We start from the raw sequence: 14,777 nt of genomic DNA on the forward strand, positions 1-14,777 counted from the left end.
CGGGAACGCGCCTTTTTTTATTGATGCGGCGGCGGATCGCTGATGGGTGGCACATCGGGATCGTGCGGCGGCTCCGGCTCCGGAATGGGCTGCGGCTGCGGAACAGGCTCCGGAATCGGCACCGGGTCGGTTGGGATCGGTTCACTGGCGTGGATAGCTTGCATCGCTTTCTCCTGTTGCGGAACGTACTTTAAGCGTAGGAAAGCTTTGCTGAACAAGCCAGCATAAAAAAAACCGGCCCTGGGGCCGGTGTCAGAGGAATTAACTGTGCTATGCAGTAATTCGCAAACAGGAAGTAAGACAATATGGAGTACAACGCCCATCGCCTGACGTTGCATTCACCTGCGAAAGAGAGTGTGCCGCGATTTTCCGCAGGGTGAGTTGATATCGATCAGGTTTTCCCGCTTTTGCTACAGCCATTTGCGTTTTTTCAGCCATACCGCCACGCCCCCGACCATCAGCAGCAGGATCAGACAAAACAGCAGAAAACCGTGCTGCCAGTTACCGCCCGGAATGCCACCGAGGTTGACGCCAAACAGTCCGGTAAGAAAGGTCGCAGGCAGAAAAATCATCGCCATCAGTGACATGGTATATGTCCGGCGGTTCATCGACTCCGCCAGCAGCGAGGCGACCTCGTCAGCGAGGATGCCGGTGCGCGCCACGCCGGCGTTGAGATCGTCCAGGCCGCGGCCCAGACGGTCCGCCACGTCCTGCATGCGTCGCCGGTCGTCGTCACTCATCCACGGGAGTTTCTCGCTGGCCAGTCGCGCATAGACATCACGCTGCGGTGCCATATAGCGGCGCATGACGATCAGCTGCTTGCGCAGCAGCGCCAGCTCGCCTCTGGCCGGCACCTGCTGATCCATCAGCGCATCTTCCAGCTCAATAATCTTGTCATGCATATCTTCAATGAATTCGCTGGCGTGATCGGTCAGCGCGTCGCAGACATCCACCAGCCAGCTGCCGCCGTCTGCCGGGCCATTACCATGCTGCAGCTCATTGAGCACTTCATCTATCGCGTTGACTTTGCGGCGGCGCGTAGAGACGATCAGTTTGTCATTGATGAATACGCGCATCGCCACCAGCTGATCGGGACGCGAGTCGGCGTTGTGGTTCACGCTGCGCAGCACAATCATAAAGCCGTCGCCAAGCCGCGTGACGCGCGGCCGCATACTGTCGCCTGCCAGCGCATCGCGCACGGCATCGGGGATCAGCGGCGTATTCTGCAGCCACTCCGCGCTCTGGCGCTGCGCGTAATTCAGATGCAGCCAGCAGTGGCGCTCGCAGTGGATGATATCGTCATCTTTAATCGCGATAACGCCACCTTTGCCATCAAACTGACAGGCAATAATGGCATCTGATACCTGTAATGCTTTCCCTTCAATAACGTTCACGTCCCCACTCCACGCTCTCAATCAACAGGCTACAGTCTAGCGCCGCGCCTTTCAGTTGCAATCGCGCCGGTGTATGCAAACGTGACGCAAGGTACTCAGTGCTTTTCAATCCACAACTCGCGGCTGTAAGCCACATCTTCCGGGTTGGTGATGGGATAGCCTTTTACCCACGGTTTTATCAGGCGGCCGTTTGTATATTGATATAGCGGTGCGATGGGTGCCTGGTCGGCAATGATCTGCTCCGCTTTGTTGTAATCTGCATTGCGCGCCTGCACGCTGGTTTCGATACTCGCTTTCGCCAGTAGCGCGTCATACTCCGCGCTGTTGAAACGCGCAATATTCCCGCTGTGGCTGGCCGTCAGCAGACTGAGAAAGGTAGAGGGTTCGTTATAATCACCGACCCACGAGGCGCGGATCACATCAAAATTTCCGCTGTTGCGGCTGTCGATATAGGTTTTCCACTCCTGGTTTTGCAGCGTAACCTCTGCGCCCAGCGTCTTTTTCCACATCGAGGCGACGGCGATAGCAATTTTCTGATGGCTTTCTGAGGTGTTATAGAGCAGCGTCAGATGCAGCGGCTTAGCTGGACCGTAGCCCGCTGCCGCGAGCAGCGCTTTCGCCTGCGCATTCAGCTCCTGCTGGCTATGCTGCTGCAGATAGCTCTGCTGTGACGTAAAACCGGCCGTCACATCGGGAGTGAAATGCCACGCCGGCTTCTCGCCGGTCCCCAGCACCTTCTCCGCAATAATGCGGCGATCGATACTCCACGAAAGCGCTTTACGCACGCGCACATCAGCCGTCGGTCCTTTCTGCGTATTAAAGGCGTAGTAGTAGGTCCCGAGCTGGTCAGGGGTATAGACCTCACCCGGCAGACTCTTTTTCAATAGCGCAAACATATTTTTCGGGAATGATTCGGTGATATCGATATCCCCGGCGCGGTAGCGCTTAGTGGCGCTGGACTCTTCATTGATGGGCAGAAAGGTCACCTGCGTCAGCACTGAATGCTTGTCGTCCCAGTAATGTTTATTGCGCACCAGAACAATCTTTTCATTTACGACCCGCGTTTGTAACTGATAGGCGCCATTTCCCACCAGCTTGCCCGGTGCGGTCCACGCGTCACCTTCAGCCTGGATAACTTTTTGCGGCACGGGAAACAGCGCGGCGTTGGCCATCATGGCTGGCAGCCACGGCACCGGTCGTGACAGCGTCACTTTCAGATGGGTGGCATCGGTGGCCGTTACGCCCAGTTTCTCCGGACTCATGCTGCCTTTGGTAATCGCTTCCGCATTTTCAATACCGCTCAGCGCCGCAAACCAGGCAAAAGGCGAACTGTTTTTCGGATCGACCAGACGCTGCCAGCTGTAGACAAAATCCTGCGCAGTGACCGGGCTGCCATCTGACCAGCGCGCATCTTTGCGCAGCGTAAACAGCCAGATTTTATTGTCATTACTGCTCCAGCTCTCAGCGACGCCGGGCACAATCTGGCCTTTTGCATCCTGGCTGGTGAGGCCTTCAAACAGGTCGCGCATGACCTGAATTTCCGGCAATCCCACGGCTTTCATGGGATCAAGCGAGGCGGGTTCATCTTTGATGTGGCGAACAATTGTCTGCTGGCTGGCGAGCTGCGCGCCAGCCGGTATCTCAGCAGCAGTAGCCGGGAAAAACGTGCTGCTGACGATCAGCGCCAGCGCCGTGGGGAAAAACAGAGGCTTCATCATCACTCCTTAACAGAAAAAAGGGCGACCTGAAGTGCGTAATGTCGCCAGCAACTCCGGCAACTGTAACGCAAATTGCTGATTGGTATGTAGCTATTTCCCGGTTTGCTGTTTACCGTTAATGTAGTGCCGGACAGGCGCGCGCCCCGCTCGTTTGCAGAGCCGCTCACAGGAGAGCCTGATATGTCATTTCATCACCCGCGACCGCAGCGCGGTCAGCTTGATGCGGTCTGGCAGCAGTATGGGCGCTCGGCGCTCGGCGCCCCGCTGCTCTGGTTTCCGGCGCAGTCAGCTGATGAAGAGAGCGGACTGATTATCGCCGGCACTCACGGCGATGAGAACGCCGCAATCGCCACGCTTTCCGCCGCGCTGCGGACGCTGCCAGCCTCCCTGCGCCGCCATCATGTCATTCTGGCCGTGAATCCGGACGGCTGTCAGCTCGGGCTGCGCGCCAACGCGCGCGGCGTCGATCTCAACCGTAACTTTCCCGCCGCTAACTGGCAGCGGGGCGATACGCACTACCGCTGGAACAGCGCCGCTGACGCACGCGATGTGGTGCTCTCTACTGGTGAGAAGCCCGCCTCCGAACCCGAAACCAGCGCGCTGTGCCAGCTGATCCATCAGCTGCAGCCGCGCTGGGTGGTCTCATGGCATGAACCGCTGGCCTGTATCGACGATCCCCATCACAGCGCGCTGGCGCGCTGGCTGGGTGAGCAGACCGCATTGCCGGTGGTAAGCAGCGTGGGATACGCCACGCCGGGTTCTTTTGGCAGCTGGTGCGCCGATCTGGGGCTACTCTGCATTACGGCGGAAATGCCGCCGATTTCCGTTGATGAGGCGACCGAACGCTATCTTGAGGCGATGATTAATCTGCTGCGCTGGTAGGCGCCGCATTAAGTGTGCCATAGCTGAATGAGAGCGCGGGATCGACATCTGCTGCCAGCCAGGTCGGGCCATCCAGATCGGTGAAGGCGGCCTGTGAAACCAGCGGCAGCGCGGCCCGGATAGCGCGCGAGGTACAGAGCATACAGCCCAGCATCAGCGTAAATCCCTGCTCACGCGCGGTAGCGGCCAGCGCCAGCGCCTCTGTCAGGCCGCCGGTTTTATCCAGTTTGATATTGATCATCTCGTAGCGCCCCGCCAGTTCCGCCAGGCTGTCGCGCGTATGGCAACTCTCATCTGCGCAGATCGGCAGCGGATGGACAAAATTTGCCAGCACAGCATCCTGCCCGGCGGGCAGCGGCTGCTCCAGCATCGCAATATTGAGATCCGCCAGCAGCTGACAGCGTGCCGCCAGCCCTTCCGCTTCCCAGGATTCATTTGCGTCGATAATCAGGGTCGCTTCCGGCACCGCGCTGCGGATCGCTACCAGCCGCTCACTGATCAGATGATTATCCATTTTCACTTTGAGCAGCTTTGCACCATGCTGCCACAGCGCCAGCGCGCTGCTGGCCATCGCTTCCGGCGTATCGATACTGATGGTGCGCGCCGTGGCTACCTGCCCGGCCAGAGGGCGATCGCACAGCGCGGCCAGCGTCTGCCCATGCTGCTGGCGTTCCAGATCCCAGAGCGCACAATCAATGGCATTGCGCGCCGCACCCGCCGGCATCGCCTGCTGCAGCGCGCTTCGGGTTAAGCCCTGCTGCAGCGCGGGCAGCTGAGCGGCAATCTGCGCCAGCACTGAGGCCTCGCTCTCACCATAACGGGCATACGGGGTCGCTTCTCCGGTGCCTTTAATACCATTCTCTTCAATTTCCACCACCACAACCTGCGCTTCCGTCCGGCTGCCGCGCGAGATAACGAACGGCGAATGCAGTGGCCAGGCTTCAGGATAACTCTTCACTGTTCTCATTTTTACACCTTAAAATTGTGCGCCTGATGTGAAGCTGAGCGATTATTGTAAGAAAGGTAATCGTAAACCCCTAAAAATTATGGCATAAACTTTAACGGTTTTCGTAAAGTTGCGCGCTGCGCTGACTTTTCATTTAAAAAGGAGATTGTATGTCACAGAACGTTCACTTTCAGGGTAATCCTGTTCCGGTTGCCGGCCACTTCCCGCAGGCAGGCGAGCAGGCGCAGCCTTTTACGCTGGTCACTAAAGATCTGGCTGATGTTTCGCTGGCAGACTATGCCGGAAAGCGCAAAGTGCTGAACATCTTCCCGAGTATCGATACCGGCGTCTGCGCCGCCTCGGTTCGCAAGTTTAACGAGCGCTCCGGTGATACCAGCAACACCGTGGTGCTCTGCATTTCAGCTGACCTGCCGTTTGCCCAGTCACGCTTCTGCGGCGCGGAGAACGTCGCCAATGTGGTCACGCTTTCCGCTATGCGCGGCTCTGAGTTCAAAGAGAATTATGGCGTCGCTATCTCTGACGGCCCGCTAAAAGGCCTGACCGCCCGTGCGGTAGTGGTGCTTGATGAGAATGACAAGGTGCTTTACAGCCAGCTGGTCAATGAGATCACCGAAGAGCCCGATTACGATGCAGCGCTGGCCGCGCTGAAGTAAGTTGCTCATAAAAAAACCGTCCTTACGGGACGGTTTTTACTGTTCAGAACAGGCCAGCGCCGCTACTCGCTCTCTCCGCGCTTCTGCCCTAATCCATATTCACGCAGTTTATTGGCAATCGCCGTGTGCGATACGCCCAGACGTTTGGCCAGCTTACGCGTGCTGGGATAGGAGAGATAGAGCCGGGTCAGTACCGAACGCTCAAAGCGGCCGGTGATCTCATCCAGCGATCCCTCCAGCGCCTCTTCACCCAGCGACACATCCAGCGCCTGCTCCGGCAGCACGATATCCTGCGGACGCAGCTCATAACCTTCCAGCTGCGTCATGGCCCGATAGAGCGTGTTTTTCAGCTGCCGGACATTGCCCGGCCAGCTGTAGCGCGTCAGGAACGGCAGCAGCTGCGGTGACAGGCGCGGGCGCGGCAGCCCCTGCTCATCGGCAAAACGCGCCACAAACATCTCTGTCAGCGGCAGAATATCAAGCGGACGCTCGCGCAGCGGCGGCAGATTCAGCGTCAGCACGTTGAGCCGGTAAAAGAGATCCTCGCGGAACTCCCCGCGCTGTACCATCTCAATCAGGTTCTTTTGCGTGGCGCAGATCACCCGGACATCAACATGCACTTCATGATCTTCGCCTACGCGGCGAAAGGTCCCGTCGTTGAGAAAACGCAGCAGCTTGGTCTGCATACGCGGCGACATCTCACCGATTTCGTCCAGCAGCACCGAGCCGCCGCTGGCCTGCTCAAAAAAGCCCTTTTTCCCCTCCAGCGCGTTGGGATAGCGCCGGCCGCGTGGCCAAACAGCTCGCTCTCCGCCACGTCGTCCGGAATCGAACCGCAGTTGAGCGCGAGAAACGGTTTTTTACCGCGTGCGCTGCGCAGGTGGCAGGCGCGCGCCAGCATATCTTTGCCGGTGCCGGTATCGCCCACAATCAGCAGCGGCGCATCGTGCATCGCCAGTTTACGCGCCTGCTCAATGACCTGACGCATTTTAGGCGTCACCGCCACGATATGGTCAAACTCGGACTCATCCGTGACGCTGAGATTCTGCAGCTGACGTCCCATACGCGCCGTGGACTTCAGCGTGATCATTGCGCCCACCGGGTTATCGCCCTGCTCATCGCTGTCTGCAAGGTAGATGGGTCGCGCTTCCAGCAGAAAGTCACGCCCCTGAATCACCACATGCTGGGTCTGCGCCTCTACCCGTTCGCTCTCCAGCCAGCGCTGAAAATTAACGCCGCCAATCAGTGACGCCACGCTGTGATTGCGGATTTTCTGCTCATCCAGCGCAAACAGATGCTGTGCCGCCGGATTGGCCAGCTCAATTTTGCCTTTAAGATCGATAGAGAAGACCGGCTCCGGCATCGCCACCAGCAGCGCGCTGAGCGCGCGATGTTCGCGCTCAGAGGGCAGATATGCCACGGTACGCACGTCGGTGACGCCGGGCGTGCGCCGGATCTCTGCCATCAAATTGCTGAAAGCGTCAAACTCCAGCGCAGAAAAGCTGAGATAGATGCGGCCCTGCGGGGCAATTTCGATGCCGCGTAAATCGATATTGCGGGCGACCAGCAGGTCGAGCAGTTCACGCGCCAGACCGATTCGGTCATGACAAAAAACTTCCAAACGCATGGCAGTAAGCCTTAGTCAGGTTTTGATTTCAGAGATAATACGCTAACTTGCAGCACCCCAGAAGGGCTGTGTCATGAAAAGTTGACAGTGCAGCACAGATTCCCCTTTTCGCCGGGTCAGACAGAGCTGCTTATGCCAGTAAAAAACGAAAAAGGCAACGTTTACGTTGCCTTTTAGCATGGAAGCAGAATGAAAGTGGCAGGAACGTTGATTATTTAGCACTCTGCTCTGAGGCGGAGCTGCCTTTTGCCAGCGAGGTTTTAAGCTGGCTCACCAGGTCGCGGCGGAAGTCGCCAAGGCGGGGTTTATCCTCTTCCAGCCACGGCAGCGGACGGCACAGCTCCATCGCTTTTATGCCCAGCCGCGCGGTCAGCAACCCGGCACCGATACCCTGTGCGGCACGGGCTGAAAGACGCGCCGCGATATCCTGCGACATCCAGTCCATCCCCACTTCGCGCACCAGTTCGGACGCGCCGGCAAAGGCCATATTGAGCAGCACCAGACGAAACAGACGGATACGGCTGAAATAACCCAGTTCGATGCCGTAAATCGCGGCGATACGATTCACCAGCCGCAGATTACGCCAGGCGATAAACGCCATATCCACCAGCGCCAGCGGGCTGACGGCAATCATCAGGGTCGATTCCGCGGCGTGGCGGCTGATTTCACTGCGCGCCTGGCGATCGAGTACCGGCTGCACCAGCTGTGCGTAGAGCGTGACAATCTCGCGATCATTATGCGTCTCATGCAGCGCGGCATACCAGCGCTGCAGCGCCGGATGCGCCTGATCGAGCCGCGCCTGCTGCGCGAGATTTTCACAAAAGGCGCGTGCTTTGCCGATGCCGTGACTCTGCAGCAGGTCACGCGCCACATCGCGCGATTCTGCGCGCTGGCGCAGCCGCCACAGACGCCGCCACTCCGCAATCAGTGCGCCGGCGCCAGCCAGCACAATCAGCCCGCCTGCCGCCCCGCTGCCCAGGGCAAACCAGTCGCGCGCCTGCCACGCATCGTGCATAAACTGTACGCCCTGAGCCAGCAAGCTCACGGTGAACACCGCCACGCCGGCAGCGGCTATTTTACGCCACAGGCTGCGTTTAGGTCGCAGCGCCGCCTCCACCATCTTTTCACCGGCGCCTTCAGGCAGCGGATCTGCCCCGGTCGCTGCGACAAAATCGGCGGTTTTTACGTCAAACGTCTGCGCAGCACGCAGCGGCGGCTGCGCATCGCTGCTGAGCGGACGGGCAAAATCGATTCGCGCTTTTAACGGCGTCTCATCACTCATCGCAATTTATCTCCCAGTAAAAATTCCAGCGCGGCATCCATGCGGATATGCGGCAGAGGCCGGTCTATATCCAGCGATTGCGGCCGGAATTGCTCAAACTGAAACCCCTGCTGCTGCCAGAAGCTGTTCCCCGGCAAACGGGGCGGCACCTCACCCGGATAAACGGTGAGCGGCTCACCATCTGTCAGCCGCTCACCGCGCAGTGCCGGCAGCTTTTCGCCCCGGTGATCCACCAGGCCGCTTTCGGTAGCCTGTATAGCGGCCAGTCCGAGGCAATCCATGCTGATACCTTCAAATGCGGCGTTCTGCCAGGCATCCTGTACCAGCTGCTGCAGCAGCGACACCATATTGGCGTGCTGATCGGCGGTGATGTGATCGGCTTTCGTCGCGGCAAACAGCAGCTTGTCTATCACCGGGGAGAAGAGGCGCCGGAACAGGGTCCGCTGGCCGTAATGAAAACTCTGCATGAGCTGAGTCAGCGCCAGACGCATATCGTTAAACGCCTGCGGCCCGCTGTTCAGCGGCTGCAGGCAGTCCACCAGCACAATCTGCCGGTCAAAACGCAGAAAATAATTTTTATAGAAGCCTTTCACCACGTGCGAACAGTAGTAGTTATACCGCTGCTGCAGTACGGCAAAATTACTGCCGGCCGGCGCCTGTGCCAGTTTGCTCACAGCCTGCTCATCCGCATCGGGCCACGGGAAAAACTGCAGCGCCGGCGCGCCCGCCATCTCGCCCGGCAGCACAAAGCGGCCCGGCTGAATAAAGTGCAGCCCCTGGCTTTTGCAGTGGTGCAGATAATCTGTCCAGGCGGCGGCAATCTCTGCCAGCTGGTTTTCATTCGCGGGTGCCAGCGGATCGAGGTTATGGCAGAGCTCACGCCAGCGGGCTGACCATTTCTCTCTGTCGCCCTGCAGCAGTCCGCGCATCTGCCGCGACCAGCTGACATAATCCTGCGCCAGCATGGGCAGATCGAGCAGCCATTCACCGGGATAGTCAACGATCTCAAGATAGAGCGTGGCGGTATCTTTGAAGTGACGCAGCAGCGAGTTATCAGGCCGGTAGCGCAGCGCGAGGCACATTTCGCTGACGCCGCGCGTTGGGGTGGGCCATGCGGGTGGCGCGCCGTAGAGCTGAGCCAGCCCTTCATCATAGGTAAAGCGCGGCGTACCGAGCTCGCGCTGCGGCACGCGCTTGACGCCAAGTAAACGCTCTTCGCGTACCACTGAAAACAGCGGCAGGCGCGCGCCGTGATGGACGTTCAGCAGCTGATTGACCAGCGAGGTAATAAACGCGGTCTTGCCGCTGCGGCTCAGTCCGGTGACCGCCAGGCGCAGATGACGATCCACGCCGCGGTTCATCAGCGCGACAAGTTCATTTTGCAGTTTTTTCATCGTTCTCCCTGATGAATCGCGCTGACAGACGGCGAAACGCCCTGCTCAGCAGCGGTTCCAGGGCGGCCGCCAGCAACAGGCGCAGCGGACGGCGCGCCACCGATTTAACAGCCCAGCCGGCGAGCCCGCCGGGACCATATGTTACCGCACTGATAATGATGAATTTTCCGGCCGACTTCAACGCAGGCGTTGCGCGACGGCGCAGAGCAGTCATTCGCTGAGTATGCATAAAGCCCCTTATGAGTTGAGATGCGGACCCGCGAGGGTCCGGGGATCAGAGCTGACGAAAACGGCTGCGCACGCTGAAGGTTTCAGAGGTCACGTAACGCTCTACATCGCGAACGCTGCGCTCATCCTGGCTCAGGGTCAGCGCCAGCTCATCCAGCAGTTCACGGGCCGTTGGCTGCTTCTGATCCGGCAGCGTGGCCGGTTTCTCATCCAGCACATAGCCGAGAATAAAATAGGCGGTCACGGTGATCATAAACAGGCCAAAGAACAGTGACAGCACGACGATGACGCGCAGCAGACGCACCGGTATGTCGAGATATTCCGCTACGCCGGCACATACGCCGCGTACTTTGCCCTGCTGCGGAATGCGCCAGAGTTTGCGATCGCCTGTCATGGCTGCCTCCAGTTTGGATGCTCCGCATCAAGAATCGCTTCCAGCGCCTGAACGCGTTCGCGCATACGTTGCGCCTCCTGCGTCAGCTGCTGCAGCCGCTGCATATCATTATTTGACAGTTCACCTGCGCTGCGCCGGTTGCTGTAATGCAGCCATAACCAGATGGGTGCGACAAACAGCACAAAAATCGTCAGGGGTATGGCAAGAAAAAGTGCGCTCATTGACTCTCCTTAATCATCTACACCGTTTCAGCCGGGCCCGAAAACGGGCCCGGACGCGATCACTCACCGCGGTTCATTCTGGCTTTCAGTGCGGCAAGCTGCTGGCTGATTTCATCATCAGCTTTCAGCTCAGCAAACTGCTGATCCAGCGTTTTTGATTTACCAAAGCGCTGGCTTTCCGCTTCAGCTTCCATATGGTCGATACGACGTTCAAAGGACTCAAAGCGCGCCATCGCATCATCAATTTTGCCGCTGTCGAGCTGACGACGAACATCGCGTGATGAGGAAGCCGCCTGATGGCGCAGCGTCAGCGCCTGCTGGCGGGCGCGGGTTTCACCGAGCTTATTTTCCAGCTCGCCGATCTCGCCTTTCATTCGCTCCAGCGTTTCATCCACCTGCGTTGATTCCTGCTGCAGCAGGCTAATCAGATCGGTGAGTTTCTGTTTCTCAATCAGCGCAGAGCGTGCCAGATCCTCTTTCTCTTTGCTGATAGCCAGCTCCGCTTTTTCCTGCCACTCCGACTGCTGGACCTCAGCCTGTTCAATACGGCGCAGCAGCTGCTTTTTCTCAGCCAGCGCGCGCGCTGAAGTTGAACGTACCTCAACCAGCGTGTCTTCCATTTCCTGAATCATCAGGCGTACCAGTTTCTGCGGATCTTCTGCGCGCTCAAGCAGCGAGTTAATGTTAGCGTTTACGATGTCAGCGAAACGAGAAAAAATACCCATAATGATGTTCCTCAATATTGTCATGTATATGGTCGGGACGCCTGTAGTGCTTACAAGATGCGTGCCAACTTTTAAGTAACTGATTTTATTGAGTGCGCTGGGTTTACATTCCTGCTGCGAAAGGCCAGGATGAGTAAATTACACAACTGTTGGTGAAATTCATCATGGCTAATGGCAACGATAACCTGCTGGGCGAGTCGAATAATTTTCTTGAGATGCTGGAGCAGGTGTCTCAGCTGGCACCGCTGGAAAAACCGGTGCTGGTCATTGGTGAGCGCGGCACCGGTAAAGAGCTGATCGCCAGCCGGCTGCACTATCTGTCTGAACGCTGGCAGGGCCCTTTTATCTCGCTTAACTGTGCAGCGCTTAATGAGAGCCTGCTCGACTCGGAACTCTTCGGGCATGAGGCGGGCGCTTTTACCGGCGCGCAGAAGCGTCATCTTGGCCGCTTTGAGCGCGCCGACGGCGGCACGCTGTTTCTTGATGAGCTGGCGACCGCACCGATGCTGGTTCAGGAGAAGCTACTGCGCGTAATCGAATATGGCCAGCTGGAGCGCGTTGGCGGTAATCACGCGCTGCAGGTTAATGTACGCCTGGTCTGCGCCACCAATGAAGATCTGCCCGCGCTTGCTGCTGCCGGAAAATTCCGGGCGGACCTGCTGGATCGTCTCGCCTTTGATGTGGTGCAGCTGCCGCCGCTGCGCCAGCGACGCAGCGATATTCTGCTTATGGCGGAGCATTTTGCTATTCAGATGTGTCGCGAGCTGCGTCTGCCGCTGTTTCCCGGCTTCAGCGAACGTGCGCAGCGGGAGCTGCTGGATTACCACTGGCCCGGCAATGTGCGCGAACTGAAGAATGTCGTGGAGCGTTCCGTGTATCGTCACCGCAGCACCGAAGAGCCGCTGGACACGATCATCATCAATCCGTTTGCTTCACGTGCCACAGATTCAGCAGAGCCGCAGCGCCCTGCCGAATCTGCAGTCCTGCCCGCGCTGCCGCTCGATTTGCGCCAGTGGCAGTATCAGCAGGAGCGCGCGCTGCTGGAAGTGAGCCTGCAACAGGCAAAGTTTAACCAGCGGCGCGCGGCCGGGCTGCTGGGTGTGACCTATCATCAGCTGCGGGCAATGATGAAAAAGCATGATATTCAGGTACGGGATGAGGGTGAGCAGTAAGGTGGCAGCAAGGCGGCAAGTGAAGCAGCGACCGGGAGCATACATCAGTATGTAACCGCTTCTGCTGAACGCGGCCAGTGCAGCTGCCGCAGACCAGACAGCCTTTTTTCAAACTGACTGGTGTGGCAGCAAGGCGGCAAGTGAAGCCGCGACCGGGAGCATACATCAGTATGTGACCGGTTCTGCTGAACGCAGCCAACGCCGCTGCCGCGCCAGTCAGGAAGAAAAAAAAAGCCCGCACAGGGCGGGCAACATAATACTGGAAGCAATGTGAGCAATGTCGTGCTCTTCTCCGGCAGAGCCACCGGTGAAGCGCAGGTGAATAATAATCATTCCTATTATCATCTGTAAAGCTTTATTGAGAATTTTTCTCATTCCCACACAGTTACTGCGCCTGCTTTCTGGACGATATGGCTGTTATTGCTGCTGGCGTGCGGGGGAGTTTGGGAACTCTTACCGGTTTGCGATACACTCTGGCTATTGCCTCAGAATCGTTGAGTTCTATGCTAAAAATTCTCTTCTCGCTGCTGCTGAGTTTCAGCGCTTTGAGCGCGTCTGCTGCGCCTGCGGAATCGATCCGTCAGACCGGCTTTGTCTATTGTGTAAACGGCAGCGTTAACACTTTTAACCCGCAGATGGTCAGCAGCGGCCTGGTGGTTGATACCCTGGCCGCGCAGCTCTACGACAGACTGCTGGACGTTGACCCTTACACTTATCGTTTAATACCCGATCTGGCGCAGAGCTGGGAAGTGCGCGATAACGGCGCAACCTACCGGTTTCATCTGCGGCGGAATGTCTCTTTCCAGCATACCGCCAGCTTTACGCCCCGCCGCACGCTGAACGCCGATGATGTGGTATTCAGTTTTGCGCGGATGTTTGACCGGCATCATCCGTGGCATAATGTTAACGGCGGCAGCTATCCCTATTTTGACAGCCTGCAGTTTGCCGACTCCGTCCAGAGCGTCAAAAAGCTGGATCGCTATACCGTGGAGATCCGCCTGAACGCGCCTGACGCCTCTTTTTTATGGCATATCGCTACCCACTACGCGCCGGTACTGTCACAGGAGTATGCCGCGCAGCTGGATGCCAAAGGGCAGCAGGAGAAGCTGGATCGCGAACCGGTGGGCACCGGCCCCTATCAGCTGAGCGAGTATCGTACCGGGCAGTATCTGCGTCTGGCGCGCAATCCCTGGTACTGGAAGGGCATACCGCGCCTGCAGCAGGTGGTGATTGACCTGGGCGTTGGCGGCACCGGACGCCTGTCAAAACTGCTGACCGGCGAGTGTGACGTACTGGCTTATCCGGCGGCGAGCCAGCTCTCGATCCTGCGCGACGATCCGCGTTTGCGCATGACGCTGCGCCCCGGCATGAATATCGCTTATCTGGCGTTTAACACCCGCAAAGCGCCGCTGGACCGGCCTGAAGTGCGGCACGCGCTGGCGCTGGCAATCAATAATGAGCGCCTGATGGAGTCCATTTATTACGGCACGGCGGAAACTGCGGCGTCTATCCTGCCGCGCGCCTCGTGGGCCTATGACAGCGACGCCCGCGTAACGGAATATAATCCGGACAAATCGCGCGCGGCGCTGAAAGCCCTCGGCATCGAAGACCTGACGCTGCGTCTGGTGGTGCCAACCACCTCCATGTCCTGGAACCCCAGCCCGCTTAAAACCGCCGAGCTGCTGCAGGCGGATCTGGCGCAGGTCGGCGTTAACGTTATTATCACCCCGGTTGAGGGCCGCTTTCAGGAAGCGCAGCTGATGGCGATGAACCACGATTTAACCCTGAGCGGCTGGGCCACCGACAGCAACGATCCTGATAGCTTCTTCCGTCCGCTGCTCAGCTGTGCGGCGATCCGTTCCCAGACCAACTATGCTCACTGGTGTTCCCCGGCGTTCGATGAGTCTCTGCAGCGCGCCCTGCTCTCTCAGCAGCTCTCCGCGCGGATTGAAAGCTATGACCATGCACAGCAGCTGCTTGCTCAGGAGCTGCCGGTATTGCCGCTCGCCTCTTCACTGCGCGTGCAGGCGTACCGGCACGATATTCAGGGGCTGGTACTGAGTCCGTTTGGCAACGCCTCTTTCGCCGGCGTACATCGTGATGAGCAGAGCGGAGAGTAA

The 14,777-nt window shown here is 58.3% G+C and carries 14 protein-coding genes and 1 pseudogene; 4 read left to right on the plus strand and 11 right to left on the minus strand.

Going from position 1 to position 14,777, the window contains the following annotated elements:
* Window positions 1-17: 17 nt before the first annotated feature.
* The 3 genes from ynaL to HA43_RS02880 form a co-directional block, all read right to left on the minus strand.
* Window positions 18-164 carry a proline-rich small protein YnaL gene (gene ynaL / locus HA43_RS18970; RefSeq protein ID WP_166713867.1) on the minus strand — a complete coding sequence of 49 codons (147 nt, stop codon included), beginning with the start codon at window positions 162-164 and terminating at the stop codon, window positions 18-20.
* Window positions 165-410: 246 nt separating this feature from the next.
* On the minus strand, window positions 411-1,394 hold the full coding sequence (gene zntB, locus HA43_RS02875) for a zinc transporter ZntB (RefSeq protein WP_039384477.1): 984 nt from the start codon (window positions 1,392-1,394) through the stop codon (window positions 411-413).
* Window positions 1,395-1,489: 95 nt separating this feature from the next.
* Window positions 1,490-3,109 (minus strand): peptide ABC transporter substrate-binding protein, encoded by a 1,620-nt coding sequence (locus HA43_RS02880; RefSeq protein ID WP_094110928.1) that lies wholly within the window; start codon window positions 3,107-3,109, stop codon window positions 1,490-1,492.
* A gap of 183 nt (window positions 3,110-3,292) precedes the next feature.
* On the opposite strand from HA43_RS02880, the gene mpaA reads away from it, so the two are divergent.
* The gene (gene mpaA / locus HA43_RS02885) at window positions 3,293-3,994 is read left to right on the plus strand and encodes a murein tripeptide amidase MpaA (protein WP_094110929.1); all 702 of its coding nucleotides are present in this window, start codon (window positions 3,293-3,295) and stop codon (window positions 3,992-3,994) included.
* On the opposite strand, the gene ycjG is transcribed toward mpaA, so the two are convergent.
* Window positions 3,975-4,961: an L-Ala-D/L-Glu epimerase gene (gene ycjG, locus HA43_RS02890; RefSeq protein WP_094110930.1), complete on the minus strand. Its 987-nt coding sequence runs from the start codon at window positions 4,959-4,961 to the stop codon at window positions 3,975-3,977. The genes mpaA and ycjG overlap by 20 nt on opposite strands.
* Before the next feature lie 149 nt (window positions 4,962-5,110).
* Between ycjG and tpx the strand changes: the two genes are divergently transcribed.
* Complete coding sequence (tpx, locus tag HA43_RS02895) at window positions 5,111-5,614, plus strand: thiol peroxidase (RefSeq protein WP_039384481.1); 504 nt, start codon at window positions 5,111-5,113, stop codon at window positions 5,612-5,614.
* A gap of 62 nt (window positions 5,615-5,676) precedes the next feature.
* Here tpx and tyrR read toward each other — a convergent pair.
* From tyrR to pspA, 7 genes and pseudogenes are all read right to left on the minus strand, one after another.
* Window positions 5,677-7,241, minus strand: a pseudogene (gene tyrR, locus HA43_RS02900) (transcriptional regulator TyrR).
* Window positions 7,242-7,452: 211 nt separating this feature from the next.
* Window positions 7,453-8,523 (minus strand): YcjF family protein, encoded by a 1,071-nt coding sequence (locus HA43_RS02905; protein ID WP_094110931.1) that lies wholly within the window; start codon window positions 8,521-8,523, stop codon window positions 7,453-7,455.
* On the minus strand, window positions 8,520-9,917 hold the full coding sequence (locus tag HA43_RS02910) for a YcjX family GTP-binding protein (protein ID WP_039384484.1): 1,398 nt from the start codon (window positions 9,915-9,917) through the stop codon (window positions 8,520-8,522). Before HA43_RS02910 ends, HA43_RS02905 begins: the two co-directional genes overlap by 4 nt.
* Window positions 9,898-10,146: a phage shock protein PspD gene (gene pspD, locus HA43_RS02915; protein ID WP_039384485.1), complete on the minus strand. Its 249-nt coding sequence runs from the start codon at window positions 10,144-10,146 to the stop codon at window positions 9,898-9,900. Before pspD ends, HA43_RS02910 begins: the two co-directional genes overlap by 20 nt.
* A 45-nt stretch (window positions 10,147-10,191) precedes the next feature.
* Window positions 10,192-10,539: an envelope stress response membrane protein PspC gene (gene pspC / locus HA43_RS02920; protein WP_039384486.1), complete on the minus strand. Its 348-nt coding sequence runs from the start codon at window positions 10,537-10,539 to the stop codon at window positions 10,192-10,194.
* Entirely contained in the window at window positions 10,536-10,760 is a 225-nt protein-coding gene (gene pspB, locus HA43_RS02925) for an envelope stress response membrane protein PspB (RefSeq protein ID WP_039384488.1), read from the minus strand. The genes pspC and pspB overlap by 4 nt, the downstream gene beginning before the upstream one ends.
* Before the next feature lie 59 nt (window positions 10,761-10,819).
* Complete coding sequence (pspA, locus tag HA43_RS02930) at window positions 10,820-11,485, minus strand: phage shock protein PspA (protein ID WP_071668851.1); 666 nt, start codon at window positions 11,483-11,485, stop codon at window positions 10,820-10,822.
* Between the two features lie 164 nt (window positions 11,486-11,649).
* Between pspA and pspF the strand changes: the two genes are divergently transcribed.
* Together pspF and sapA are read left to right on the plus strand one after the other, a co-directional pair.
* Window positions 11,650-12,657 (plus strand): phage shock protein operon transcriptional activator, encoded by a 1,008-nt coding sequence (gene pspF, locus HA43_RS02935; RefSeq protein WP_094110932.1) that lies wholly within the window; start codon window positions 11,650-11,652, stop codon window positions 12,655-12,657.
* A gap of 503 nt (window positions 12,658-13,160) precedes the next feature.
* Entirely contained in the window at window positions 13,161-14,777 is a 1,617-nt protein-coding gene (gene sapA, locus HA43_RS02940; protein ID WP_094110933.1) for an ABC transporter substrate-binding protein SapA, read from the plus strand.

The sequence above is a fragment of the Pantoea eucrina genome (assembly GCF_002095385.1).
Taxonomy (GTDB): Bacteria; Pseudomonadota; Gammaproteobacteria; order Enterobacterales; family Enterobacteriaceae; genus Pantoea; species Pantoea eucrina.

Excerpts from the sequence above, each read along its gene's own strand:
- ynaL (WP_166713867.1), bottom strand. The coding sequence starts at position 164 with ATGCAAGCTATCCACGCCAGTGAACCGATCCCAACCGACCCGGTGCCG.
- HA43_RS02880 (WP_094110928.1), bottom strand. The coding sequence starts at position 3,109 with ATGAAGCCTCTGTTTTTCCCCACGGCGCTGGCGCTGATCGTCAGCAGC.
- mpaA (WP_094110929.1), top strand. The coding sequence starts at position 3,293 with ATGTCATTTCATCACCCGCGACCGCAGCGCGGTCAGCTTGATGCGGTC.
- ycjG (WP_094110930.1), bottom strand. The coding sequence starts at position 4,961 with ATGAGAACAGTGAAGAGTTATCCTGAAGCCTGGCCACTGCATTCGCCG.
- tpx (WP_039384481.1), top strand. The coding sequence starts at position 5,111 with ATGTCACAGAACGTTCACTTTCAGGGTAATCCTGTTCCGGTTGCCGGC.
- HA43_RS02905 (WP_094110931.1), bottom strand. The coding sequence starts at position 8,523 with ATGAGTGATGAGACGCCGTTAAAAGCGCGAATCGATTTTGCCCGTCCG.
- HA43_RS02910 (WP_039384484.1), bottom strand. The coding sequence starts at position 9,917 with ATGAAAAAACTGCAAAATGAACTTGTCGCGCTGATGAACCGCGGCGTG.
- pspD (WP_039384485.1), bottom strand. The coding sequence starts at position 10,146 with ATGCATACTCAGCGAATGACTGCTCTGCGCCGTCGCGCAACGCCTGCG.
- pspC (WP_039384486.1), bottom strand. The coding sequence starts at position 10,539 with ATGACAGGCGATCGCAAACTCTGGCGCATTCCGCAGCAGGGCAAAGTA.
- pspB (WP_039384488.1), bottom strand. The coding sequence starts at position 10,760 with ATGAGCGCACTTTTTCTTGCCATACCCCTGACGATTTTTGTGCTGTTT.
- pspA (WP_071668851.1), bottom strand. The coding sequence starts at position 11,485 with ATGGGTATTTTTTCTCGTTTCGCTGACATCGTAAACGCTAACATTAAC.
- pspF (WP_094110932.1), top strand. The coding sequence starts at position 11,650 with ATGGCTAATGGCAACGATAACCTGCTGGGCGAGTCGAATAATTTTCTT.
- sapA (WP_094110933.1), top strand. The coding sequence starts at position 13,161 with ATGCTAAAAATTCTCTTCTCGCTGCTGCTGAGTTTCAGCGCTTTGAGC.